This is a genomic window from Paracoccus sp. M683, assembly GCF_007096355.1.
Taxonomy (GTDB): Bacteria; Pseudomonadota; Alphaproteobacteria; order Rhodobacterales; family Rhodobacteraceae; genus Paracoccus.
This window is the reverse complement of the sequence record NZ_VKDF01000001.1, coordinates 309354-333512: the sequence shown is the minus strand read 5'-3', so window position 1 is coordinate 333512 and position 24159 is coordinate 309354. Positions and strand designations below refer to the sequence as shown.

The 24159-nt window shown below is 64.7% G+C and carries 19 protein-coding genes; 11 read left to right on the top strand and 8 right to left on the bottom strand.

The window, feature by feature from the left end; translation table 11 throughout:
• Window positions 1-47 precede the first annotated feature (47 nt).
• A complete protein-coding gene (locus FNJ84_RS01545) occupies window positions 48-413 on the top strand; it encodes a DUF983 domain-containing protein (protein WP_143791150.1) in 366 nt (121 codons plus the stop codon).
• A 59-nt stretch (window positions 414-472) separates the two neighbouring features.
• Here the strand turns inward: FNJ84_RS01545 and FNJ84_RS01540 are convergent, their stop codons facing one another.
• Both FNJ84_RS01540 and FNJ84_RS01535 read right to left on the bottom strand, forming a co-directional pair.
• A complete protein-coding gene (locus tag FNJ84_RS01540) occupies window positions 473-754 on the bottom strand; it encodes a PAAR domain-containing protein (protein WP_143791149.1) in 282 nt (93 codons plus the stop codon).
• A gap of 75 nt (window positions 755-829) precedes the next feature.
• A complete protein-coding gene (locus tag FNJ84_RS01535; protein WP_185968386.1) occupies window positions 830-2950 on the bottom strand; it encodes a TonB-dependent siderophore receptor in 2121 nt (706 codons plus the stop codon).
• 275 nt (window positions 2951-3225) lie between these two features.
• Between FNJ84_RS01535 and FNJ84_RS01530 the strand changes: the two genes are divergently transcribed.
• Genes FNJ84_RS01530 through FNJ84_RS01510 form a run of 5 tightly spaced genes read left to right on the top strand, consistent with a single transcriptional unit; the run spans window position 3226 to window position 7930 of the window.
• Entirely contained in the window at window positions 3226-4023 is a 798-nt protein-coding gene (locus tag FNJ84_RS01530) for an ABC transporter ATP-binding protein (RefSeq protein WP_143791147.1), read from the top strand.
• Window positions 4020-5021, top strand: a complete 1002-nt coding sequence (locus tag FNJ84_RS01525; protein WP_143791146.1) for an iron ABC transporter permease — start codon at window positions 4020-4022, stop codon at window positions 5019-5021. Before FNJ84_RS01530 ends, FNJ84_RS01525 begins: the two co-directional genes overlap by 4 nt.
• A complete protein-coding gene (locus tag FNJ84_RS01520; protein ID WP_143791145.1) occupies window positions 5018-6052 on the top strand; it encodes an iron ABC transporter permease in 1035 nt (344 codons plus the stop codon). Before FNJ84_RS01525 ends, FNJ84_RS01520 begins: the two co-directional genes overlap by 4 nt.
• Window positions 6053-6058: 6 nt before the next feature.
• Window positions 6059-7006 carry an ABC transporter substrate-binding protein gene (locus tag FNJ84_RS01515; protein WP_143791144.1) on the top strand — a complete coding sequence of 316 codons (948 nt, stop codon included), beginning with the start codon at window positions 6059-6061 and terminating at the stop codon, window positions 7004-7006.
• Window positions 7007-7036: 30 nt separating this feature from the next.
• Window positions 7037-7930 carry a MurR/RpiR family transcriptional regulator gene (locus tag FNJ84_RS01510; RefSeq protein ID WP_143791143.1) on the top strand — a complete coding sequence of 298 codons (894 nt, stop codon included), beginning with the start codon at window positions 7037-7039 and terminating at the stop codon, window positions 7928-7930.
• 24 nt (window positions 7931-7954) lie between these two features.
• On the opposite strand, the gene FNJ84_RS01505 is transcribed toward FNJ84_RS01510, so the two are convergent.
• Window positions 7955-9208, bottom strand: a complete 1254-nt coding sequence (locus FNJ84_RS01505; protein ID WP_143791142.1) for an ATP-binding protein — start codon at window positions 9206-9208, stop codon at window positions 7955-7957.
• Entirely contained in the window at window positions 9205-9930 is a 726-nt protein-coding gene (locus tag FNJ84_RS01500) for a response regulator (RefSeq protein ID WP_143791141.1), read from the bottom strand. The genes FNJ84_RS01505 and FNJ84_RS01500 overlap by 4 nt, the downstream gene beginning before the upstream one ends.
• A 210-nt stretch (window positions 9931-10140) precedes the next feature.
• Here FNJ84_RS01500 and FNJ84_RS01495 point away from each other — a divergent pair, with 210 nt between their 5' ends.
• The 4 genes from FNJ84_RS01495 to FNJ84_RS01480 all read left to right on the top strand — a co-directional run bounded on the left by FNJ84_RS01495 (window position 10141) and on the right by FNJ84_RS01480 (window position 15670).
• Entirely contained in the window at window positions 10141-10650 is a 510-nt protein-coding gene (locus FNJ84_RS01495; RefSeq protein ID WP_143791140.1) for a hypothetical protein, read from the top strand.
• 67 nt (window positions 10651-10717) lie between these two features.
• On the top strand, window positions 10718-11134 hold the full coding sequence (locus tag FNJ84_RS01490) for a hypothetical protein (RefSeq protein WP_143791139.1): 417 nt from the start codon (window positions 10718-10720) through the stop codon (window positions 11132-11134).
• Window positions 11135-11413: 279 nt separating this feature from the next.
• The gene (locus FNJ84_RS01485; RefSeq protein WP_221931907.1) at window positions 11414-12523 is read left to right on the top strand and encodes an efflux RND transporter periplasmic adaptor subunit; all 1110 of its coding nucleotides are present in this window, start codon (window positions 11414-11416) and stop codon (window positions 12521-12523) included.
• Between the two features lie 3 nt (window positions 12524-12526).
• Window positions 12527-15670: an efflux RND transporter permease subunit gene (locus tag FNJ84_RS01480; RefSeq protein ID WP_143791137.1), complete on the top strand. Its 3144-nt coding sequence runs from the start codon at window positions 12527-12529 to the stop codon at window positions 15668-15670.
• A 44-nt stretch (window positions 15671-15714) separates the two neighbouring features.
• Here FNJ84_RS01480 and FNJ84_RS01475 read toward each other — a convergent pair whose 3' ends face one another.
• Both FNJ84_RS01475 and FNJ84_RS01470 read right to left on the bottom strand, forming a co-directional pair.
• A complete protein-coding gene (locus tag FNJ84_RS01475) occupies window positions 15715-16746 on the bottom strand; it encodes a LacI family DNA-binding transcriptional regulator (RefSeq protein ID WP_185968385.1) in 1032 nt (343 codons plus the stop codon).
• Between the two features lie 2 nt (window positions 16747-16748).
• Window positions 16749-19196: a glycoside hydrolase family 2 protein gene (locus FNJ84_RS01470; protein WP_143791135.1), complete on the bottom strand. Its 2448-nt coding sequence runs from the start codon at window positions 19194-19196 to the stop codon at window positions 16749-16751.
• Between the two features lie 419 nt (window positions 19197-19615).
• Between FNJ84_RS01470 and FNJ84_RS01465 the strand changes: the two genes are divergently transcribed.
• Window positions 19616-19873, top strand: coding sequence for a hypothetical protein (locus tag FNJ84_RS01465; RefSeq protein WP_143791134.1), 258 nt, complete (start codon window positions 19616-19618; stop codon window positions 19871-19873).
• Between the two features lie 20 nt (window positions 19874-19893).
• Here the strand turns inward: FNJ84_RS01465 and FNJ84_RS01460 are convergent, their stop codons facing one another.
• Both FNJ84_RS01460 and FNJ84_RS01455 read right to left on the bottom strand, forming a co-directional pair.
• Window positions 19894-20307, bottom strand: a complete 414-nt coding sequence (locus tag FNJ84_RS01460) for a hypothetical protein (protein ID WP_143791133.1) — start codon at window positions 20305-20307, stop codon at window positions 19894-19896.
• Window positions 20308-20404: 97 nt separating this feature from the next.
• Window positions 20405-23740 carry a M10 family metallopeptidase C-terminal domain-containing protein gene (locus FNJ84_RS01455; protein ID WP_143791132.1) on the bottom strand — a complete coding sequence of 1112 codons (3336 nt, stop codon included), beginning with the start codon at window positions 23738-23740 and terminating at the stop codon, window positions 20405-20407.
• Window positions 23741-24159: the final 419 nt, after the last annotated feature.

Below are 24159 nucleotides of genomic sequence, written 5' to 3'. Positions count from 1 at the left end.
CCGATGGGCGAGCGCTGGCTGAGACGGGGGTTCAAATGGAAGCGACGATGACCGAAGAACGTGATATGGGCCTTGCGCTGCGCCGCGGCTTTTTCGGACGCTGCCCGACCTGCGGGCAGGGGCATATGTTCAAGGGCTATCTGGCTGTGGTTGACGAATGCGCGCATTGCGGCGAGCCATTGGGGGCCTATCCGGCGGCCGACGGGCCGGCCTTTTTCACCATCACAATCGTCATGCTGCTGCTGATTCCGATGATCGGCTTTACCTGGGTCGTGTTCCGGTCCGACCCGGTCACCATGCTGCTGGTTCTGGGGGGCATCACCACGGTGATGACGCTGGTGCTGCTGCGCTACGTCAAGGGCGCGTTCATCGGCTATCTGTGGGCCAAGGATGAACAGGACCAGGGCGCATAAGCCAGAGGGTCGCCCGACAGGCGGGCATCACGCCAACATCACGGCGCGCCTGCCCCTTTTCAGTCAGACCGCAGGGTCGGCACGCCCATGACGATCTTGCCGCCATGGGCGGTCTGATCACCGACGCGCATGACGCCGCGCCCGTTGATCTTGACGCTGCTGGATCCTTTCACCATCGGATCTGGCAGCGGTGGCGTGCCCGGACAGCCGCAATGCCCGCCCTCGACCGCCAGCGGAATGCCGTTGAACCTGACCAGAGTTTGCCCCGGATTGATCACCGGGCCGCCGCCATGGACCGGGCAGGTATGGGCATGGCCGACAAGGGCGATGGGCTTGGACATCTGGATCCTCGTTCACTGCAAGGCCGATCACCTCATCCATACAGCAAACCGCATCGCGCGAAAATACCCCCGGTCCTAGAACCTGACCGAGGCGCTCAGCACGGCGTTGAACGGCTCTGCGATCCGGTTGCCATAGGCGTTGGTGCCGATGGACGAGCTGTAATAGGTCCGGTCAAAGACATTTTTCAGGTTCAGTTGCAGGTCCACGGGGTTCCGCGCCTGAATGGTATAGGTCGCGAACAGGTCGACCACGCCATATCCCGGCAGGTCATAGTCATTGGCCGGCGTCGCAGTGCGGGCGCTGGCGCCACGGATGCCGCCCCCGATCTTCAGCTGATTGCCCGAGGCGCCGATGGCCCCGAAATCATAGGCCAGAAACACCGATCCGGTGTGACGCGGCACGTTGACCAAACGGTTGCCGGCATAGTCCGGGTCATCCTTGATCACCGCATCGGTATAGCTGTAGCTGGCGATCAGGCTTAGCTGGTCGGTGATCTGGCCGGCGATGTCGGCCTCGAACCCGCGGACGCGAACCAGGCCAGCGGCGCGAACCACGGTTTCGTCGCCCACAGTTTCGGAAAAGGCCACGTTCTTGCGGTCGGCGGTATAGATCGCGGCATTGGCGGTCAGCCCGTTTGCCAGTTCGGCCTTGGCGCCGATCTCGAAAGAGGTGCCGCGTTCGGGTTCAAGGGCGCCGATATAGCTGCCGACCGAGCTTTGCGGCCTGAAGGTCTTGCCGAAATTGGCATAGAGGGACAGCTGCGGCGAATGCTTGTAGACCAGACCCAGATTCGGCAGCCAGACATCGCCGTGATTGTCGGTATTGACGACGAAGGGGCGGCCCTTGCCTGCCATCAGGTCATAGTTCTGATAGCGCAGCCCGCCTATGACGATCCAGCGGTCGTTCAGATGGATGTTGTCCTGAACATAGATCGAGCCGGTGCGCAGCTGTTCTGTCTGATCGCTGTCGCTGTCCGATACCGTGGTGCAGGTGCCGACATTGCCATAGGCCGGATCATGGATGTTGAAGTCCCAAACCGGATCGCACCGGATCATATCGGTGCGCAGCGTATCCTCATTGTCATAGGACGCGCCGAACAGCAGTTCGTGCCGCAGCCCGCCCAGTTCGACCTGCCCTGAAATATCGGCCCGCAGCGCATGGGCATACATCGTCGATCCCTGCGTCGCGTCTATGCGGCGGCGGACATTGCCGGTCGCCGCGTCAAAGTCCAGAACGCGGGCCTGATTGTCGGAATAGGTGTTGCGGCTATAGGCATAGTTCAGCGACAGATCCCAGCCATCCGCCAGCTGATGCGCCGCCGTGATGGCCAGCCGGTCGGTCTTGCCTTCGGTGATGTTGAAAGGCTCGTCAAAGCGGATCGAGGGGTCGACGTCGACAAAGCGGCCGTTCACCTCGTCATAGATAGTCCCCCGGTCAAAGGGCTGGCTGTAATCCTGATGCAGATAGGACAGCGTGACCGAGCTTGTGTCATTGCGCCAACTGATCGAGGGGGCGATTGTCCAGCTGCGGCTGTTGCCGAAATTGCGCCAGTAATCCACGTCGCTATAGCCGGCGATCATGCGCCAGGCAAAGCCGGTGCCCTCGATCGGCGCGGTGTAGTCAAGGCTGGCCGAGCCGCCGCCAAAGCTGGAGCCGCTGACCGTGGCCTCGCCCTCGGCCGTGTATTCCGGCTTTTTCGTGATGACGTTCACCACCCCGCCTGGATCGAGAATCCCATACAGCGTCGAGGCCGCGCCTTTCAGCACCTCGACCCGTTCGGTCGTCAGGTTGAAGCTGCGCGGCAAGATGGATTTCAGACCATCGGTCAGGATCGAGCCATCGCGGTTGCCGCCAAAACCACGGCGAATGACGGAATCCTGCGTGCCGCCCAGGGTATTGGCCTGGGCGATACCGCTGATATTCGCCAATGTCTCATCCAGCGTGAATGCCGCCTGATCGCGGATGACGGTCTGACTGACGACATTGACCGCTTGCGGCAGGTCCAGGATCGGGGTTGGGCGCAATGTGACCGTGGCGCTTTCCAGCGGCTGATAGCCTTTGGTCGCCTGACCGGCGGCGTCGGCCGTCAGGGTCAGCTCCTCCAGCAGTACGGTTTGCTGGTCGGATTGCACAGCCTGGGCCCGCAGCGATGGGGAAAGCGCAAGTCCGGTACAGATCGCCAGTCCGCTTGCCATCAGGCATCGGCCCGACGAAACCTTGTGCGTCATTGTTGTTTTTCCTTGTCACAGCGATGTCATTTTGGTGACGACTCACATTCCCGACTGTAGTAGTAAAGAATTAAGTGATGCTGCGATGCCCAGAAATTGCTGCTGTTTCGGCCAGAAAGGCAGGTTTCACCCTCGGATCCGTGCCTGTCAGGCGGCTTTGCGCCGAAATTCCGACGAAAAAAGTTGACTACTACATCCGCGCTCTGTCTTTACGCCGTGATGTTGATTTTCGGAACCAGCCCATGACGATTCCCACCCCGCCCCTTGAGACCCGCGAACTTGGTGCGGGCTATGGTGGAACTGCGGTGCTGAAGCAGGTCTCGTTACTGGTCGCGCCGCAGCGGATGACGGTTCTGGCGGGGCCGAACGGATCGGGTAAGTCGACCTTGCTGACGGCCTTGGCGCGGCTGTTGCGGCCGCAAAGCGGCGCGGTTCTGCTGGACGGCCAGCAGATCGCAAGCCTGCCGACGCGCGCTGTGGCACAGCGATTGGGACTGTTGCCGCAGAACCCGCTGACGCCCGAGGGGCTGACCGTGCAGGATCTGGTTGCCCGTGGCCGCTATCCGCATCAGGGCTTTCTGCGGCAATGGTCCAAGGCGGACGAGGCCGCGGTCACCAGCGCCATGCGGATCACCGGGACGACCGAATTTGCCGATCGCCCCGTCGAAAGCCTGTCGGGTGGCCAGCGCCAGCGCGTCTGGATCGCCATGGCATTGGCGCAGGAAACCGGGATCGTGCTGCTGGACGAGCCGACGACCTATCTGGACCTGCGCTATCAGGTCGAGGTGATGGAGTTGCTGGCCAGTCTGGTCCATCACCATGGGCGCACCATCGTCACGGTGCTGCATGACCTGAATTTCGCCCTGCAATTTGCCGACCGGATCGCCTTTCTCAAGGATGGCCAACTGGCCCGGATGATCGAGGATCCGACCGATTGCGACGCTGATCTTGTGCGCGCCATCTTCGGCACCGAGGTCGTCGCGCTGCGCCATCCACGGACCGGCCTGCCGGTCTTTGTGCCCGCAGGCCGGATCGGATGAGACAGGCGCGCTCGCTTGGCCTGGGCCTTGGTTTCGGCCTGATGACGCTGGTTCTGGCTCTTGCCTGCCTGCGTGCGGGCATGGGGCCTCGCCCGGTTGCGCCGGGCGAGGTGATGCGCGCGCTGCTGGCCTTTGACGCGCAGAATTTCGATCATCAGGTGATCTGGCGGTTGCGGCTGGCGCGGATCGCGGCGGCCTTGGTGGTCGGAACCGCCCTGGGCATTTCCGGCCTGATCCTTCAGGCCCTGCTGCGCAACCCCCTGGCCGAGCCGCATGTTCTGGGACTGAATGCCGGCGCGGCGCTGGCCGTCGTGCTGGCCTCGTCGCTGCCGGCCGCGTTGCGTCCGGGTCTGGGCATGACGCTGATCGCCGCCTGCGGCGCGGGCATGGCCTTTGCGCTGGTCATGCTGCTGGCCTCGGCCGGGCGGACCGGGGTGACTTTGGCCAAGGTGACCTTTTGCGGCATCGCCGTGTCGGCCCTGGCCGGGGCCCTGACCTCGACCATCCTGATCTTGAACGAGGAGACGCTGGCCGAAATGCGGGTCTGGCTGGCCGGTGATCTTGCCGGCGCTGGTTTTGACCGGCTGATCGCGGCGCTGCCCCTGCTGGTGGCGGGGCTGGCGGCGGCGATCTGGCTGGGGCCAAAGCTGAATGCGCTGGCGCTTGGCGATGCCACGGCCAAGGCGCTTGGCGTGCCTTTGGGCTGGTCGCGGGCGGTGGGGCTGGCCGGGACGGCGGCGCTGTGCGGCGTGGCGGTATCCATTGCCGGTCCCATCGGCTTTGTCGGGCTGGTGGTGCCGGGCCTTGCGCGGCGGCTTGCGCGGGGGGATCTGCTGCGCGCCCTGCCGCTGGCCGCGTTGCTGGGCGCGGCGCTGCTGCTGGCGGCCGACATTGCCGCCGGCCTTCCAGGCACATCGCACGAGATGGCGACGGGCCTGATGACCGCGCTTGTCGGCGCCCCCGTTTTCATCGCCATCGTGTTGCGGGTGATCCGATGAGCTGGGTCATCCGCCAGGGCAGGCTAAGCCTGCGTCTGTCGCGGCGCCGGTTGCTGCTGGGGCTGGGGCTGGGCATCGGGGTTGCGCTGCTGGCTCTGGCCATGTTGCCCCTGGGCAGCCATCAGACCGGCCCGGCCGATCTGATGGCGCTGCTGCGTGGCACGGCCTCGGACACGGCTTCGGACACGGCGCGGATGATCCTTCTGGACCTGCGGCTGCCGCGCATTCTGCTGGCGCTGCTCAGCGGGGCGATGCTGGGATTGGCCGGCGCGGCCATGCAGGCGCTGACCCGCAACGGCTTGGCCGATCCGGGCTTGCTGGGCGTCAAGGACGGCGCGGCGGTTGCGGTGGTGGCGCTGATCCTGTTGGCGCCGCAGGCACCGATCGCATGGCGCCCGGCTGTGGGCATGGCTGGCGGGCTGGCGGCGGCGCTGCTGGTAGTGGCGCTGGCCCGGACGCTGTCGCAATTGCGCTTTGTGTTGATCGGGATCGGGCTGTCGTGGTTTCTGTCGGCGGGGCTGGCGGTGCTGCTGATGACCTCGGATATCCGCGATGTGCAGACCGCGATGATCTGGATGGCTGGCAGCCTGAACGCCGCTGACTGGCAGGCCGTGCACATTGCCGCCATTGCAGCGCTGGCCGGTGCCATGCTGCTGTTCGCGACCGCGCGCGATGCCGATGCGGCGGCGCTTGGCGATGCGGTCGCGGCCGGGCTGGGCGTGCGCCTGCGCCGGCTGGCATGGCTGCGTTTCACCGCACCGGTGCTGTTGACCGCCGCCTGTGTCTCGGTCGCGGGCGGGCTGGGTTTCGTCGGGCTGATCGCGCCGCATCTGGCCCGGCTGACACTGGGCGGAGGCCAGGCCGCCCATCTGGCCGCCAGCGGGATGATCGGCGCGGCGCTGGTCCTTGGTGCCGACAGCATCGGCCGGCTGGCCTTTGCCCCGCTGCAACTGCCCGCTGGCATCATCCTTGCCCTTGTCGGCGCCCCGATCCTTGTCGTGCTGCTTTGGGCACGCCGCAACCAGCTGTGAGGAAACATGAAATTCCTGATCGCCCTGATTTTCACCTGTCTGGCGGTGCCCGCGCTGGCGCAGGACATGCGCCAGATCACCGATGATGCCGGGCGCGATGTGGCCGTGCCGGTGCGGCCGCTGCGCATCGTCTCGATGCATGATCTTGACCTGACCATCCCGTTGATCGAACTGGGCGTCATGCCGGTGGCCAGCCATGGCCGCATGGGGCTGAACGGCATCGCCTATCTGCGGTCCGGCGCGATCCTGACCGGCGTGGATTTCGACAATTCCGACATCGCCTATATCGGCTCGGTCAATGCTGATATCGAGGCGGTTATCGCCGCCCGGCCCGACCTGATCCTGACCGAACCGGGCCGTGCAACCCCGGTCGAGCAGCTGGAAAAGATTGCGCCCACGGTGGTGATCGACAACACGCTGGACGGTGCACCCCATATCTATCGCCGGCTGGCCGACTTGACCGGGACCGAGGCGCGGCTGGCGGTCCTTGAACATCGCTATCAGGCGCAGATCGCGGCGTTGCAGGCGGCGGTCGACAGCCAGCAGATCAGCGTGTCGGTCATGCAGGCGCAAAATGGCAAGGTCGCCGCCTGGCACACCTATCGCGCCCTTGGGCGGGTGCTGCGCGACGCCGGGTTTCGCTTTCCGGCGCTGATCGACCAGATCCCACCCGGCGAGCGGATCGAGATCAGCGCCGAGCGTCTGCCAGAACTGGATGCCGACTATATCTTTGCCCCCTATCGCAGCGATACGGGCGGCAAGCCGGCCGATGAAATCGCCGCGATGGAGGCGCTGTTTCCCGGCTTCTGCCAATTCCTGTTGGCTTGCCAGGAGGGGCGTTATATCCTGATCCCACGCGAGGAGGCGATCTCGAATTCCTATGCGGGACTTGCGTTGATGGTGGCGGTGGTGCAGTCCCATATCGCCGGCAGGCCCCAGATCACCCGCCCCTAGCCGGACGGTGAATTCTGGTTTGGACCTGCGATGACCCAGAAAGAACTTCGCCCCAGGCGTCATCACGGCACCGACCGGTTTTCCGACCGCCTGCGCAAGCGCCGCGCCAGCCTGTCGCCCAGTCTGCTGAACGTGCTGGATTATATCGACGGCAATCGTCACGCCGTGCTGGGCAAATCCGCGCTGGAGATCGGCTTTGCCGCCGGCACATCGGATGCGACGGTGATCCGGGCGATCCAGACATTGGGGTTTCAGGGCCTTGTCGACCTGAAGGACACGCTTGAAGCCTGGCTGGGAGAGACAGATTCCCCGGTTGAAAAGCTGGCTTCGACCGCCACCGAGATCGGCCGCAATACCGATGCCGCGATCGACTTCGTGATCGCCGATCAAAGCCATGCGATCCAGGCGATGTCGACGGACCGCAACCGTGCGGCGATGGCCAAGGCGGTTGGGCTGCTGCGCGGCGCCCGGCGCATCGGCCTTTTCGGCATGCAGGCCTCGGGGATTCTGGCCAGTTATGCCGCGCGGATCTTTCAGCGCCACGGTTTCCCCAGCTATGCGCTGAATGCCTCGGGCATATTGCTGGCCGAGGAATTGCTGGAAATGCAGTCGGGCGATGTGCTGGTGATGTTGGCGCAAAGCCGCGCCCATCGCGAAAGCCAGACGGTGATCGCCGAGGCACAGCGGCTTTCGGTGCCCATCATCATGCTGCTGGGGCGCGAGGATTCGGTTCTTTGCAAGGATGCTGCCGTCGTGCTGATCGTCCCGCGCGCCAAACGCGATCAGTTCGCCCTGCATGCCCCCGCATTGGTCACGCTAGAGGCGATGGCCCTGGCGCTTGCCTCGGTCGAGCCGGACCGAACGCTTGCCTCGCTGCAACGGCTGGTCGACCTGCGCGGTCAGATTCGCCCAACCCGCCGTTAGGGTCGGGCGCCGCTGGCCCCGCCGTCAGGCCATCGGCAGGCTGATCTGTTGCAACAGCCCCCTGGGCGACAGGTTGCGGATGGCGATGGTGCCGCCGAACCGCTCGATGATTTCGCGGGCAATGGCCAGGCCCAGACCCGCGCCCGGCAGGGTCTTTGCGCGTGAGGGATCGACACGAAAGAACGGCTCGAACACCTGACCCAGCAGATCGGCGGGAATGCCAGGCCCCTGATCGCGGATGGTGACCTGCGCGTGATCGGCGGATTGTGACAGCGCGACCTGCGCGCCACCACCATGGGTGGCGGCGTTCAGGATCAGGTTGCGCAGTGCCCGCTTCAGCGCGATGGGACCGGCCCGGACCTGGGTTGCGGGCATCGGGTCCATCCGAAGGCGATGGCCCAGTTCCGCCATTTCACCGACGATTTCCGTCAGCAGGATGTCCAGCCGCAGGGGTTGGGTGTCGGCGGTGCTGGCTTCCTCGCGCACCAGCCGGATGGCGCTGTCGGCAATCTGGTCAAGCTCGGCCAGATCGGCCAGCCATTTGTCGCGGTCGGTGTCATCCTCGATGAACTCGGCGCGCAGGCGCATCCGGGTCATCGGGGTTCGCAGATCATGGCCGGCGGCGGCGACAAGGCGCATCCGGCTGTCCATCGCATGCGCCAGCCGTTCGGACAGGCGGTTCAGGGCCTGCGCGGTGGCCCGCACCTCGGCCGGGCCGGTTTCGTCCACCTTGGACAGCGTCGCATCGGCGCCGATCCGGCTGGCCGCGCCTTCCAGCAGCTCCAGCGGTCGGGTCAGCCGCCGCGCGGCATAGAAGGACAGCGCCCCAGAGCCGGTCACGATCACCGCAAGCCAGACCGCCAGGCTTCGCCATTGATTGTCGGGCGCGGCGGGGTCGGGCACCGGCGTGATCAGCCAGCCCCCGCCATCCAGCGCGACCGAGGCGGTCAGCGTGCCTTCGCTGCCGGTGCGGTTGACGATGGCGCTGCGCGGCGGCCCGGTCCGGTCCAGCGCGCGGGTCAGAAAGCGGCTCATCCGTTCCAGAACCTCGCCCCCGGCTGCGGGCTGGTCCTGCACCGTGCCGCCGGCCTGGCGCAGCGCCTGTGGCGCGGTCTGGGCCAGTGCGGCAAGCAGGTGGATCTGCCGGGCGATCGGCTCGATCGTGGTTTCGGGCGGGGGTGGTTGCAGCGCGCGACTGGCCGCGAAGGTGGCAAGCCCGACGACCGCCAAGATCGCCGCGATCAGCAGGGCCGTGATCCGGGCGCGCAGCGAGGTCATCGCGCCACCACGCTGGCCGTCACCGGCAGAACCAGCTGATAGCCGCCATTGCGCACGGTCTTGAACACCGGCACATCCGTCTTGTCGCCCAGCTTGCGGCGCAGCCGGCTCATCAGCACGTCGATCGAGCGGTCCAGCGGATCGCGGTCGCGGCCCTGCGTCAGATCCAGCAGCTGATCGCGTGACAGCAGCCGGCCGGGCCGTTCCAGAAACACCCGCAACAGGTCGAACTCTGCCCCGGTCAGCTCGATCTGGTCGCCATCGGGACCGTCGATGCGGCGCTGCTCGACGTCGATGCGGAAATCGGCCATGGCATAGCGGCGCAAGGGTTCGGTCTCGGGCGGCTCTTGCGTGGCGCGGCGCAGAACCGATTTGATCCGCGCCACCAGCTCGCGCGGGTTGAAAGGCTTGCCCAGATAGTCGTCGGCACCGATTTCCAGCCCGATGATGCGGTCGACATCCTCTTTCAGCGCGGTCAGCATGATGATCGGCAGCCGTGGATGGCGGGCCCGCAGGTCGCGGCAGATATCCAGCCCCGAGCCATCGGGCAACATCACGTCAAGCACGACCAGATCGGGCATGGACTGGGCGATCCGCGTTTCGCATTCGCGGCGGCTGGCGGCGGTTTGCACACGGAAGGACTGGCCCGTCAGATAGCGGGCGGTCAGGCTGCGGATTTCCTGGTCATCATCGACGACAAGGATCAGGGGGGCGATCTGCATGGCGGTGTCATTCCCGTTTTCCAGACTATAGCCGCATCGGACGCGCCCAAGGCAGGTAGATTTGTTGCCGAATGTTGCCGAAGCGGGGCCGGCAATCTTCGGATACAAAAAGGCCGGGGCTGGCAACCTTTCGATACCTCGGGGACCAATGCCGGATACGCAATGGCCCCAGTTTCGCCGCATCGACCTGACAGAAAAGGAATAGTTGCGATGAAACGGATGCTGACAAGCGGCCTGCTGGCCATGTCGCTGATCGGGGCGGTGGCTCTGCCGGCACTGGCACAGGATGGCCGCATGCCTTCTGCGCCGATGACCGTGGCGAACATCACAGAACGGCTGGCCGCGCAAGAGGCCCAGCTGGGCATCAATGCGGCACAGGCCCCGGCATGGCAGGCCTATCGGCAGACGCTGCTGGCCTTCGCCCAGACCGCCCCGCAACAGCCCGGAACCCGGCCGCAAAGGGCGCAGGGCGAACGCCCACCCGCGCCGCCGGCAGGCGCGCAGGCGCCCCGGCAGGGTCAGCCCCGCGCCTTGATGGCCGAGGTCATGGCCGGACAGGCCATCGCCCATGGCGCCAGCGGCGATGCGCTGCAACAGGCACAGGCGCTGCAAAAGGCGGCCGCAAACCTGCGAACCGTCCTGTCGGACGCGCAGCTTGCCCGGCTGATCCAGGCCGAGGCCCCGCCGGCCCCGCCTTCGGGTAAGGCCCCGCGCGGCTGAGCGGCCGCAGCGCCACCACGCGCCGGCCCTTCGGGGCCGGCACATCCATTCGAACGAGGAACCCGGAATGAACCGTCATATTGCCGCCATCAGCGCCACCCTGCTTGCCCTGATCTTTGCGCCCGCCGCTTTTGCACAAAGCCACACGCAACCCGCGTGCCATGGCAGCCGGCTGGACTGCGCCCAGCAGCAACCTGCCGCTAACACCAAAGCCGCCCATCCGAACGCCGCCCATCCCAAAACCGCCGCGAGGCCCGCGCCGCAAGAAAATCGGCCTCGGCAGGCAACGGTCCGGGCGAGTGCCCCCCGTGTCGGCGACAGCGGCAGGTCGGGCCAGCCGATCGAACGGGCGCGAAACAGCCGCTTTGACGCGCCTCCTCGTGGGCAGGAATATCGCGTGGTCGATGAACATCTGGTGCTGGTCGACAGCAACAGCAAGCAGATCGTGACTGTGTTGGGGCGGCTTGGTAATCTGCTGAAATAGCACGGAACCGTGATCCCTTGGGTCGGCATCCTGCCGGCCCGGCGGCTCGACATTGCCTGTCATTGCTGCTTTTGTGCCCGCCACGCTGATCGGTGCCACCCTTGGCTGGCTTCCCGCCGGATCACGATTGACGACACTGTGGACTTGCGGTCGACGGATCGCGCGCCAACCAATCCCCACAAAGACCCGGAGACCGTAATGATGAATCGCGCCAGCCGCCTGTTGACCGGGCTCGTGATGCCTTTGTGCCTGTGCGGCCTTGTTCTTGGTGCCCCGGCCATGGCGCAGACCCCGCCCGATGCGGGCGGGGCCGCTGCCCGCAAGGCAGGCGTCATTGCCCTGACCAGGACCGAGGTGCCGCTGAAGGTCGCGCTGACGGGGCAGGCGGCGGCGGTCGAGGATGCGACCGTGCGGCCGCTGGTCGGCGGCATCATCACCGGCATTCTGTATGAACCGGGTCACGAGGTGGAACAGGGAGCGCCGCTTTTCTCGATCGACGCGCAAAGCTATGAGGCCGCGCTGGCCTCGGCTCAGGCCAGTCTGCGCAGCGCCGAGGCGGCGGTGCCGGCGGCACAGGCCACGGTCGACCGCTATCAGAAACTGCTGGGCACGGGCGCGACTGGCGAACAGCTGGAAACCGCGCAGATGACCCTGGCGCAGGCGCAGGCAGCCGTCGCCGTGGCCGAGGCGGCGGTTCAGGTGGCGCAGATCGACCTGGACCGCGCCACGATCCGCAGCCCGGTCGCGGGCGTGCCCGATGTGCCCGGTGTGTCCATCGGCGACCTGGTCACGTCAGGGCAATCGGATGCGCTGACCACGGTGACGGCGCTGGACCCGATCAACGTGGACCTGTCCGAGGCCAGCGCCCGCATGCTGGAAATGCGCGCCCGCATAGAAAGCGGCGCGGTCAAGCCGGGCGACCGGCTGGAGGTGTCGCTGATGCTGGAAAACGGGCAGGTCTTTGCCGGTCAGGGGACCTTGTCCTCGGTCGGCAGCCGGGTCTCGACCTCGACCGGGACGGTTCGGGTTCGGTTTCGGTTCGACAATCCTGACCGGCTGATCATGCCGGGCATGTTCGTGCGCGCGACGCTGACCCTGGGCAGCACGCAAAGCTTTCTGATCCCGCAGATGGCCGCCAGCATTGGCGCCGATGGCGACCTGACCATCTGGACGCTGGATGGCGAGGATCGTGCGGTTGAAACAAAAGTGACACCCATCGGGTCCACCGACAGCGCCTGGATCGTGGCCGAGGGGCAGGAGGACGGCACCCGTCTGCTGGTCGACAATATCGAGAACATGACGGGCGGCACCCAGATCGACCCGGTCGCCGTGGCCGTTTCGGCGGCGGGGCTGATCGTCGATGATGTCGCAACGACGGGCGGGAACTGATCCATGGCGCGTTTCTTCATCTATCGCCCGGTTTTCGCCTGGGTGTTGGCCATCGTCACCATGCTGGGCGGCGTTCTGGGCATGCAAAGCCTGTCGATCTCGCAATATCCCGAGGTCTCGCCGCCCACTGTGCGCATCTCGGCCAGCTATAGCAGGGCCTCGGCCGAGGCGGTGCAGAACTCGGTCACCACGGTGATCGAGGATGCGCTGACCGGGCTGGAAGGCATGATCTACATGACCTCCAGCTCGGCGCGGGGCAGTTCATCGGTCAGCATCGTCTTTGAACAGGATGTCGATCCCGACGACGCGCAGACCGAGGTGCAGAACAAGATCCAGCTGGTCCTGACGCGCCTGCCCGATGCGGTGCAGGATGCCGGCGTCCGCGTGTCGCGGTCGACCTCGTCGATCCTGATGGTGGGGGCGCTGGTCAGCGAGGACGGCACCTATAGCTCGATCCAGCTTGCCGATATGCTGGAAAAAAGCGTGACCGGCGCCGTCCAGCGGGTCGAGGGTGTCGGCTCGATCAACACCTTTGGTTCCGGCTATGCGATGCGGATCTGGCTGGATCCGCAGCTGCTGACGCAATATGCGCTGGCGCCTTCGGATATCACCGCCGCCGTGCGGTCGCAGAACACCACCGTCGCGGTGGGCAGCCTGGGTAACAATCCGGCCGTCGAGGCGCAGCAGTTCACCGTCGACATCACCGCGCAAAGCCAGCTGAAAACCGTTGATGATTTCCGCAATATCCTGCTGCGGACAGGCGATGCCGGGGCGCAGGTGCGTCTGGGTGACGTGGCCCGGATCGAGATCGGGCAGGAAAGCTATGGCTCGGACAGCCGGTTCAACCGGCAGAACGCGGCCGGATTTGGCATCAACCTGGCAACCGGCGCCAATGCGGTCGAAACCGCCAGTGCCGTGCGTGCGATGCTGGACGGGATGGCCAATGCCTTTCCCGAAGGGGTCAGCATCGAATATGCCTATGACACCTCGCCCTTTGTCGAGCTGTCGATCGAAAAGGTGATCGAGACCCTGATCGAGGCGATCGTTCTGGTCTTTCTGGTCATTCTGATCTTCCTTCAGAACTGGCGGGCCACGCTGATCCCGACGCTGGCCGTGCCGGTCGTTCTGCTGGGCACTTTCGGGGTGCTGGCGGTGATGGGCTATTCGATCAACACGCTGACGATGTTCGCCATGGTGCTGGCCATCGGCCTGTTGGTCGATGACGCCATCGTCGTGGTCGAGAACGTCGAACGCATCATGGAAGAAGAGGGCCTTGGCCCGGTCGAGGCCACCGAGAAAAGCATGGGACAGATCACCGGCGCGCTGATCGGCATCGGGCTGGTGCTGTCGGCGGTGTTTCTGCCCATGGCCTTCATGTCCGGCTCGACCGGGATCATCTACCGGCAGTTTTCGGTCACCATCGTTTCGGCAATGGTGCTGTCGGTGCTGGTGGCGCTGGTGCTGACGCCGGCGTTGTGCGCCACGCTGCTGCGGCCACGCAAGCATGGCGGCGGGGTTGCGCCGGCACGCTGGTTCAACCGCAATTTCGACCGCATGAACAACGGCTATCAGCGTGTGAACCGGGGCATCCTGCGCCGCCCCTTCGCGGCCCTTGTGGCGCTGGCAGCCGTGGCGGGGCTGGTGGGCGTGCTGTTTCTGCGACTGCCCTCGTCCTTCCTGCCGCAAGAGGATCAGGGTGTGCTGATGACGATCATCGACCTGCCCGAGAATGCCACCACGCCGCAGACGCTGGCCGTGGTCAAGCAGGTCGAGGATTATCTGCTGGATCAGGAATCGGCCGGTGTTGACGCGACCTTTGCCACCCTGGGCTTTGGTTTCGGCGGCTCGGCGCAGAATACGGCCATGGTCTTTGTCCGGCTGAAGGATTTCGACCTGCGCGACGGCGACGAGACGCTGGCCGCCAGCGCCATCGCCGGCCGGGCGAACGCGCATTTCATGCAGACCATCCGGCGCGGCTCGGTCTTTGTGCTGCAACCGCCGGCGATTCAGGGCATGGGCACGACCTCGGGCTTTTCCATGCAGCTGATCGACCAGGGCGCACGCGGCACGGCCGCATTGAAGGCCGCGGCCGACGATCTGGTCGCCGCCGCCGAGGCCGATGGCCGCGTCACCAATCTGCGCGGCAATGATGCGACATCGAAAACCGCGATGCGCATCGACATCGACCGGCAGAAGGCCGACAGCTTTGGCCTGACCCTGTCCGAGGTCAATGCCATGCTGGCCACGATCTTTACCGGCACCGATGTGAACGACTTCGAGATGGAGGGCGAGCTGCGCCCCGTCATCGTGCAGGCGGACGCCCCCTATCGGATGCAGCCCGACAATGTCCGCGACTGGTCGGCCCGCAATGCCCAGAACGAGATGGTGCCCTTTGCGGCCTTTACCACGCTGAACTGGGAAACCGTGCCATCAAGCCTGGCGCGCTATGGCGGCACCCTGGCGATGGAAATTTCGGGCTCGGCGGCCAGCGGCACCAGCTCTGGCGCGGCGATGGACGCTATGGAGGAATTGGTCGCACAGCTGCCCGGCGGCTATGGCGCGGCCTGGACCGGTCTGTCCTATCAGGAACGGCTGTCGGGCAGCCAGGCGCCGATGCTGTATGCGATTTCATTGCTTGTTGTGTTCCTGTGCCTTGCGGCGCTGTATGAAAGCTGGGCGGTGCCCCTGTCGGTCCTGCTGGCCGTGCCGGTGGGGATCTTGGGGGCGTTGCTGGCGGCGCTGCTGTTTGGCCAGTCGAATGACGTCTATTTCAAGGTCGGTCTGCTGACGACCATCGGGCTTGCCGCCAAGAATGCCATCCTGATCGTCGAATTTGCCGAGGATCTGCAACGCGAGGGCCGAAGCCTGATAGAGGCCACCGTCGAGGCCGCCCGCCAGCGGTTACGCCCGATCCTGATGACCTCGCTGGCCTTCATCCTTGGCGTGGTGCCGCTGGCCACCGCAACGGGGGCCGGGGCAGGGGCGCAAAACGCCATCGGCATCGGTGTGCTGGGCGGGATGTTCTCGGCCACGGTTCTGGGCGTGTTCCTGATCCCGGCCTTCTATGTCTGCGTGCGGATGATCGTGCCGCAAAAGCCGCTGCGGACCACCCCCGCCGTCCAGCCAGCGCCTGACGCGGCGGCCTGACCCGGCCCGTCCGGCCGCCACCTTCTGCGGCGACCGGGCGGATTTCAGGCCGTCTTGCCCGGCTGTCCGGTGGTAATCAGGTCGGTGCGCACAAGCCGCTGGTGGTCGGCGGCACCGGATGCCTCGATCTGGCCCAGCAGCAGATCGGCCAGTTCCCACCCGGCCTGCCGGCGCGAGAAATGCGAGGCATGGACGCGGCTGCCGACATAGCTGGCCAGATTGGTGCCTGATCGCAGCGAAAAGCCGATCCGGTCGACGCCGTCCCCGATCCTGTCGCGGACACCCGCACGCGCGCCCAGAAAAGCCAGCTCGTTCGCGCAGACAAAGGCATCGGCGCCGTGATCCAGCAACGCACCCGCTGCCTTGCGGGCGGTATCGGCGGCCAGTTCGGCAAGCTGGCGCAGCGCGGGATCAGGGGTCAGCCCATATTCGCGCAGGGCCTGTTCATGGCCGCGGATGCGCTGGCGCACGAAGGTATGGCGCGGATCGCCGTCGATCAGTGCAATCCGCCGGTGACCATCGCGCAGCAGCGCATCGGTGCCCTGCCAGGCGGCAAATTCATTGTCGATGTCAAACCATGGATGTTCGGACAGCAGTTCCGTGCGCCCGAAGGTGACAAAGGGAAAGCCCACTTCCAGCAGGTATTTGACCCGGTCGTCCTGCAATCGGGTATGATCGAGGATCATCCCGTCGGCCAGCCTGCCGCGCACCACCTCTTGCACCTGTTCCAATGCCTGCGCCCCTGTCTCGACCGGCACGGCGCGGACCGCGTAATCGGTGCCGGCAAAGCGCCGGTGAATGCCGCTCAACAACCCGACCGAGCCGGAATCGCCCACCTCTTCTTCTTCCGAGAAGCCCAGGAAGGCCATTGCGACAAGCGTTTTTCCGGTTCGCAGCTTGGCCCCTTCCAGATTGCGGACATAGCCCATGCGGTCGGCCGTCTCGCGGACCTTGCGCACCATGTCCTGACTGATCTTGTGGCCATCCTTCAGCGCCCGCGCGACGGTCGTGACCGAGACGCCCATTTCGGCGGCAATGGTCTTTAACGTGACGGCTGCGCCCTGAGGTCGTGCCATGGTCATCCTTTCAGGGCGGCCACCTGCGGCGGTTGATCCGGCAGATGCGAGGCCCGGTTGCGCCGCGCGGTCAGCAGGCGCGGGCGGCCCGGCAACAGCGTGATGCAGTTGTCGGACCAGACTGTATCGCCTCCGTGGTCCCACGTCACCCACAGCGCAGGTCGGTCGCTGGACAGTTCGACCTGCGGGGTGCCGTCGCCGGCCTGTCGGGGAATGGCACGGATCTGTGGTTGGCCAAGGTCATAATCCTTGGGGCGTTTCGGCAGATAGTCGTTCTCGCCCTGATGCGCGGCCTCGGCATCGCTCCAGTCGAAATGCAAAAACGCATCCTCGGCCAGGGTGCCGGGCGCGAACCGCGCCACCTGGGTGGCGCGGTCGGTGGGGCAAAGGGTCTGCCAGGCGCCAAGCCGCGTCATCGCGCCGCCGAAGCGGACAGCGCGTGCCTGCACCTGGATCCGCACCGGCAGGGGCGTATCATTCACCGCCCACAGCACGATGTCGCCTGTGGCGGGGTCGGGCTGGGCGGTGACCAGCACTGGCTGATAGAAGCGCCGGGTGACATAATGCAGCGCCTTCCAGCCGCCGCCATATTCAAGGCTGGACCAGCTGGCCACCGGCCATGTGTCGTTCAACTGCCAATACAGCGTGCCCATGCAGCGCGGCTTGTTTGCGCGCCAGAACTCGATGGCGGTTTTCATCGCCAGCGCCTGACTGATCTGGCTAAGCCAGGCCATGTCCTGAAACCCGTCGGGAAAGCGGAAATAGCGTGCCAGCGTTTCGACGATGCGGCTGTTGCCGCCGGGATTGCGCTGATGCACATCCATCACCCGCGAGGATACGTTGCGGTCGGAAGGGTCGGTAAAGCTGTCGATCAACCGGTTCGAGGGGAAGGACTGGAAGCCGAATTCCGAACAGAAGCGCGGGCGGACATTGCGATACTGTTCGAAATCCCTGGCCGAATGCCAGACATCCCAGAAATGCATGTCGCCCGAGGTGTCGTCATGCCAGCCATCGGCAAAATTCAGCGGCCCGACCGAGGGGCTGGATGGCCACCAGGGGATATCCGGTGCCTCGGCCCGCATGGCCTGTTCCAGCGTGTGATTCAGCCGGTCATACATCGCCAGATAACGGTCGCGATCCTTCTTGCTTTCGTCGAACCAGGTCAGCGCGCCGAGCAGTTCATTGTCACCGCACCACAGCGCCACGCAGGGATGGGCCGACAGGCGGCGGATCTGCTGGCAGGCCTCGGCGCGCACCTCGTCCAGCCAGCTGCTGTCGGCGGCGGGGTAAAGGTTGCAGGCAAACATGAAATCCTGCCAGATCAGCAGCCCGCGTTCCGAGCACATCTGGTAGAACCAATCCGGCTGATAGGTGCCACCGCCCCAGATGCGCAGCATGTTCATGTTCGCCGCGACGGCGCTGTCCAGCAGGTCTGCCACAGCGGCGGGCGTCGCGCGGGCGGGCAGGGCATCCGCCGGGACCCAGTTCGCGCCCCGCATGAAGATCTCGCGCCCGTTCACGCGAAAGGCAAAGCGGTGGCCGATCTCGTCGGCATCGGTCAGAAGTTCGATCTGGCGCAAGCCGATGCGCAGGTCGCGCTGTTCATCCCCGATCTGCACCCGCAGGTCATACATCGCCTGCGCGCCATGGCCGGCTGGCCACCACAGGCGCGGATTGTCGATGGTCGCGGCCAGCGTCACGCGGGTTTGGCCCGGCCACAGCTGCACCTGGGTCGTGACCTGCTGGGCGTCGATCAGCAGCGCTGCCTGTGTGGCAAGCGGCTGCGCGGCATCGACGATCAGATCGACCTCGACCCGGACGCTTCCCTTGGCGTGATGCTGGCGGATCATCACGTCATCCAGCCGCAGGGGATCGGCCTGGCGCAGCCGGATACCGCCATAAACGCCAAGCGGGCTAAGCGCGATGTTCCAGTCCCAGCCCGCATCGCATTGTGGTTTGCGCAGGAAATTGTAATGCGGCAGCCGGTTGTTCCAGAAGATATGGGGCACCGGAAAGGGAAAGGCGGCGGCCTTGTCCCGCGCCGCGGCCGAGTTCGACAGAAACCGGATCGCCAGCCGGTTGCGCCCCGGCACCAGCGCATCGGTGACATCCAGATCATGCCGCAGGAAGCGGTTGCCCAATTGCCCTACCTGAGCACCGTTCAGCGTGACCAGCGCCTGACAATCGACGCCGTCCAGCACCAGCACATGCCGCCCCGTCACCGGACCGGCCAGGTCAAAGTCGCGCTCGGCCAGCCAGTCGCTTTCATGGACCCAGTCCAGCTCCGGCTCGCGGTCGCGCCAATAGGGGTCGGGGATCAGCCCGGCGGACAGCAGCGCCGAATGCACGTCGCCGGGAAAGTCGATCGTCAGCCGCTGGTCACCGCCGATGCGCGACAGGCGCCATCCGGTATCAAGCGCCAGATCGGCCGAGATGGACTGAATCTGCATGGCAATCTTCCCTTGGACTGGCAGGCACCGATCACGGCGTCGCGGCCAGACAGATGCCTGTTTGGCTGGACGTAATGCGGGTTCGGCGGTGTTGAGTAAGATACAACGATAAACCTTGAATACATGCCGCTTTCATTGTCTGTCAATCCAAAAAGTTTAACGTTGTATCTTCAGCCTTCCGGCTGGTTGCCAAAACTCTGGCCTTGGGCGATCAATATGGGCTGGTCCAGAGAAGGCCCCAGTCATGAGATTGAAAACCCTCGGCGTGCCCCTGGCGGATCGTTTCGGCGGCGCCACGGATCCTGCTTTGGCCAGGCGATATCTTAGACGCCGGCTTTCATATCTGCACCGATCGGATTGATGAGGACTGGCTGAGGCTTCTTGCCGATCAGGAACTGGCGACAGCATTGCGGCAACGCATGGCCCCGCCCGCCCGCGATTTCGTCAAGCTGGCCGAAAACCTGGATCGCGCCTGTTTCGACGCCGAAGATTCCGGGGATGAGGGCAGGTCGGCGATTTTCTTTGCGCTGGCCAGGCTGGTTTCGGCGCTGGCTTTCGCATCATCGGCCGTCACACCCGGCGATTATGCCGAGGCGACATATGAGGCACTGATGGCGATGCCGGATCCAGGACAGGCTGCGCTGGGCTTGCAGCGCGACCTTGATCGGCTGGCTTGATCCGATTGACCCGTCCGGGTTCAGTACATGACGCTATTCAGGGTGATCTCGACGGGCGAGCCGGCGTCAAGCTGGGCGCTGCCTCGGGCCAGCAGCCAGCCATCGCCGGGGCGTTCCAGCCGCGCAACGATCCGCAAGGTCGGCGAGGCGGCCGATGCGGTCAGGTCGGGCGAGGGGGCAAAGGTAAAGGCGATGGCCTTTGATCCGCCGTCGCTGTTCATTTGCATGGTGGCGTCAAGCTGACGGGCGCTGCCCTTGATAGCGGGATCCTCGACATAGATCTGGATCTCGCCTTTCGGAATGTCGGCGCCATCGGCAAAGACCACCGTGCCATGGATGTCGGGTGATTGTGCGGCGACAACGGTGGCGGCAACTGCCGCAGCAGCGGTTCCGGCAGCCAGCAGAATTGCGCGGCGATCGGTCAGACGTTTCATCACGCTTCCCCTTTCGGTTGCGCAGCCTCCCGGCGATCCGGGTGCAGGGCCACGCGGAAAAGGCGGAGGCGCGTGGCCGCGCCCCCGCCCGATAGTGTCAGACGATATAGAAGTCCTGCGCCGTCATATCCAGATTTCTGCCGACGATCGCGAACACGACGGCATCAATTTCACCTGAGCCATCGGCATCGTAAGACAGGGTGCCATCGGCCGAGTTATAGATGATGCGGTCGTCCTGATCATGCGCCAGGCCCGTGGTGTTCTTGTGGAACGCCTCGCGGGTCAGGGCGCCGGCGCCGCCCAGTTCGGCAAAGATCGCGTCGTCCAGCAGGATCAGATCGTCGGATGTATTGAAGTCCCGGATCCGGTCGATATTGCCATCCCCAAGCTCGGTCGAGAAGCGGAAGGAATCCTCACCCGGCCCGCCGATCAGGATGTCTGCCCCTAGCCCGCCATCCAACAGGTCGCTGCCATTGCCGCCGCGCAGCGTATCCGCGCCGGCCTCGCCGGGTTGGGCCGGTGCGGGCGGGAACTCGACCGAGACATTCAGCGTATAGGTGGAACCGGCGGGCACCGACTCGGACCAACCGCTGCCCGGCGCTGACGGTGACCAGCTGCCTTCGAGGATATAGTAGGTGCCGGTTTCCTGAACCACAAAGACCGTGCTGGAATCCCGCCCATTGGTCGAACCGGGATCGCCGCCGCCATCGTCGTTCTGGGCGACGACATTGCCCTCGCTGTCCAGCAGCCTGACCCAGCTGTCATGAACGTTGGGATCGGCAATGCCGTCGATGTCGATGGTGATGACGGTGCCAGCGGCCAGCTCGACCCGGTAATATCCGCCCTGGCCGTTGCCGGTGGCATTGACGGTCGTGTGCAGAACGGTGGTTGAATCGAAGATATTGGGATCCTCGGTCAGCGAGAAGTTGTTCGAGATGTCGAACGCCTCGTCGATAGAGTTGTTCGTCGCGTCAGCGCCAAGCGTGGCATAGCCGCTGCCCATGCCGGGCCGTGGCACGGCCTCGCCCTGATCGGCGAAATCACCGAACAGCGTATCATCGCCGCCGCCGCCGTTCAGATTGTCGGCGCCGCCCTGTCCGGTCAGCACATTGGCCGCGCCATTGCCCTTGATGTTGTCATCAAAGCCCGAGCCAGCCAGATTTTCGATCGAGACATAGGTGTCGCCGGCCGATCTGCCCTTTGCCAGATCCAGCCGGACCCCGGTGGTGGCATTGGCATAATCCGCGGTATCGCTGCCGGCCCCGCCTTTCAGCGTGTCGGCCCCGGCCCCGCCGGTCAGCGTGTCATCGCCCGAGCCGCCCGAAAGCTCGTTTGCCCCGGCGTTACCGATCAGGTGGTCGTCATGGAACGACCCCACGGCGTTTTCGAAATTCGCCAGGATGTCATGGCGGATCACCGTGCCACGGCCGACGATCTGCGCCGGCCCGTCGCCATCGCCGCCAACGGCGGTGCCATTTTCCAGGTCGATGGTCACGCCGGCCGAGCTGCCCGCATAAACGACCGTGTCGGTCCCGTCGCCACCATCCAGATAGTCCTGACCGGCACCGCCGATGATCGTGTCATCGCCGCCTTCGCCATACAGGATGTCGCCGTCATTGCCGCCATCCAGGATGTCATTGCCGCCGCGCCCGTTGAACACGTCACCGCCACCACGGCCAATGAAATGGTTCGCCGCCGCCGTGCCGATGAACCGGTCGATGCGGTCATCGGACCCGATCAGGTTCTCGATGCTGTAGAAAGTGTCGCCCGAGGCGGTGCCGCCATTGGCAAAGTTCCGTTCCAGGTTCACGATCAGCTGGAAGGGGCTTTCCATGCTGAAATCGACGGTATCAGAGCCCGCGCCGCCGATAAACACGTCGACGCCGTCCTGCCCGCGCAGCACATCATCGCCATCGCCGCCATCCAGCGTGTCGTCGCCGGCGCCGCCCATGATGGTGTCATTGCCGCGCCCGCCATACAGCGCGTCATTGCCGTCGTCGCTTTCGGTCTGATCCTCAAGATCCTCGACGTCGATGGTGTTGTTGATGTCGCGGCTGGCAAGGGAATCGCGGCCACCGATGATCAGGTCATCGCCGTCCAGACCAAAGATCCGGTCGCCACCGGCGCCGCCATCCAGCGTATCGGCGCGCCGGGTGCCGACCATGATGTCGGTCGGGGCGCTGCCGCCGGGCGTGGTCCCGCCACCGCCATCCACAGGTGGCACGCCCGAGCCGTCGACATAGATGATATTCTCGACATTCGCGATATTGCCGACATCCAGCCCCTCGGTCAGGACATAGACGGTATCATTGCCGCCGCCGGCCAGTTCGCGGACGACGTCATCGGCCGAGTCGACGAAATAGACATCGTCGCCGCCATTGCCGGCCATCCTGTCGCCACCGGCCCGGCCATCCAGGACGTTGTCGCCATCATTGCCGATCAGGATGTCGTCATGGCTGCTGCCGATCCCGGTCTCGATGTAATATTCCGTTCCGTCGGCATTGTGCCCGGCAAAGATCGCGACATTGTTGCTGTGGCCATTCACGCTGGAGAAATATCCGGCCCGCAAGTCAAGGATCGTGCCTGCGGTCGAGCCGGAAAAGTCGATCGTGTCATTGCCGCCGGTGTCGTGGATGACAAAGCCGATATCATGCTGCATCCCCGACGAGGTCAGCAGATAGCCATAGACCGTGCTGTTGAACCCATATGTGTCGTCGCCCGTATTCAGGTTGATCGTCTGATAGGTCCGCACGCCGTTTTCATCGACCGTCGAGAAGAACCGCCGGATCACCGCCTCGATATCGGCCATCAGCGGGGTCGAGGCCGACCAGCGCGTATCCTCGCCGACATCAATCCCGTCGAAATAGGACATGACGCTGTATTGCTGCCGGTCATAGGTCCATGTCGCATTGTTCAGATAGTTGATCTGCACGCCGCCGGGGCCGCTGTAATTGTAGAGGCCGGGGTGGTTCAGGCCAAATTCATGGCCAAATTCGTGAATGAAGCTGTCGAACACATAGCCGCCAATATCGGTCTTGTTCGGCTCGGTATCGTGGAATCGCTGGCCGACGCTGACATAGCGGTTGGCGGAATAGGCGCTGCCGTCGTCTTCCTCGCCCAGCTCGGGGCTGACGACCTCCATCCAGTCGGTTTCGGGGTCGAATGCGGTATCGTCGACAATTTCGAAGGTCAGCGGCGTGACCTGCGACCAGACCTGCAAGGCGCCGATGGCGGCGGCCTTGTAGTCGGGATGGTCGTTCAGCCCGGTGACATTGATCCGCAGCGTCCCTGCCGCGATCGCCGGCGTCAGGTCGCGGTTCAGGGCGCCGAGATAATCGAGGAAGGCGTCGTAGTCCTCGCTTTTGCCATAGGGGTTATCGGGCGTCTGGTCGTTGACCCACCATTGATCGGTGGTCTGCGTCGAGGATGGCATTTCGAGAACTCCCTATTGTAACAACCATAAGTAGTTATGATGGCACAGCTCTTTGGCTGCCGGCGGGGCGCCGGCATTGCATGTTCTGTCTGATAAGCTTGTCACCTGCGCCAATAATGGGATGGCATGTCAAACCTGTCCACGATTTTTCGGCGACCGATTTTTGATAAGAAAATACAATAAATCATGTGCTTATTTGAAATACAAAGACTCGAAGGCGGATTTCTGCTTATTTTCTGACGGTGCAGGTCAGGCCGTCGCCTGCAATCGTAAATACCGTGGTCCGGCCTGCGAGCCGCCGTGAAAATCAGGCCTGTTCGCTGATGAATCCGATCAACCTTGCGGTGAAAATTCGTGCTGTGGCGCATAATTGTCGGGTTGGTGCCGCATCGCGGGCAGGGCGGGGCAACGGCCTGGGT

Excerpts from the sequence above, each read along its gene's own strand:
- FNJ84_RS01515 (WP_143791144.1), top strand. The coding sequence starts at position 6,059 with ATGAAATTCCTGATCGCCCTGATTTTCACCTGTCTGGCGGTGCCCGCG.
- FNJ84_RS01525 (WP_143791146.1), top strand. The coding sequence starts at position 4,020 with ATGAGACAGGCGCGCTCGCTTGGCCTGGGCCTTGGTTTCGGCCTGATG.
- FNJ84_RS01530 (WP_143791147.1), top strand. The coding sequence starts at position 3,226 with ATGACGATTCCCACCCCGCCCCTTGAGACCCGCGAACTTGGTGCGGGC.
- FNJ84_RS01535 (WP_185968386.1), bottom strand. The coding sequence starts at position 2,950 with ATGGCAAGCGGACTGGCGATCTGTACCGGACTTGCGCTTTCCCCATCG.
- FNJ84_RS01495 (WP_143791140.1), top strand. The coding sequence starts at position 10,141 with ATGAAACGGATGCTGACAAGCGGCCTGCTGGCCATGTCGCTGATCGGG.
- FNJ84_RS01500 (WP_143791141.1), bottom strand. The coding sequence starts at position 9,930 with ATGCAGATCGCCCCCCTGATCCTTGTCGTCGATGATGACCAGGAAATC.
- FNJ84_RS01485 (WP_221931907.1), top strand. The coding sequence starts at position 11,414 with ATGGCGCAGACCCCGCCCGATGCGGGCGGGGCCGCTGCCCGCAAGGCA.
- FNJ84_RS01505 (WP_143791142.1), bottom strand. The coding sequence starts at position 9,208 with ATGACCTCGCTGCGCGCCCGGATCACGGCCCTGCTGATCGCGGCGATC.
- FNJ84_RS01455 (WP_143791132.1), bottom strand. The coding sequence starts at position 23,740 with ATGCCATCCTCGACGCAGACCACCGATCAATGGTGGGTCAACGACCAG.
- FNJ84_RS01460 (WP_143791133.1), bottom strand. The coding sequence starts at position 20,307 with ATGAAACGTCTGACCGATCGCCGCGCAATTCTGCTGGCTGCCGGAACC.
- FNJ84_RS01510 (WP_143791143.1), top strand. The coding sequence starts at position 7,037 with ATGACCCAGAAAGAACTTCGCCCCAGGCGTCATCACGGCACCGACCGG.
- FNJ84_RS01520 (WP_143791145.1), top strand. The coding sequence starts at position 5,018 with ATGAGCTGGGTCATCCGCCAGGGCAGGCTAAGCCTGCGTCTGTCGCGG.
- FNJ84_RS01480 (WP_143791137.1), top strand. The coding sequence starts at position 12,527 with ATGGCGCGTTTCTTCATCTATCGCCCGGTTTTCGCCTGGGTGTTGGCC.
- FNJ84_RS01475 (WP_185968385.1), bottom strand. The coding sequence starts at position 16,746 with ATGGCACGACCTCAGGGCGCAGCCGTCACGTTAAAGACCATTGCCGCC.
- FNJ84_RS01470 (WP_143791135.1), bottom strand. The coding sequence starts at position 19,196 with ATGCAGATTCAGTCCATCTCGGCCGATCTGGCGCTTGATACCGGATGG.
- FNJ84_RS01465 (WP_143791134.1), top strand. The coding sequence starts at position 19,616 with ATGGCCCCGCCCGCCCGCGATTTCGTCAAGCTGGCCGAAAACCTGGAT.
- FNJ84_RS01490 (WP_143791139.1), top strand. The coding sequence starts at position 10,718 with ATGAACCGTCATATTGCCGCCATCAGCGCCACCCTGCTTGCCCTGATC.
- FNJ84_RS01545 (WP_143791150.1), top strand. The coding sequence starts at position 48 with ATGACCGAAGAACGTGATATGGGCCTTGCGCTGCGCCGCGGCTTTTTC.
- FNJ84_RS01540 (WP_143791149.1), bottom strand. The coding sequence starts at position 754 with ATGTCCAAGCCCATCGCCCTTGTCGGCCATGCCCATACCTGCCCGGTC.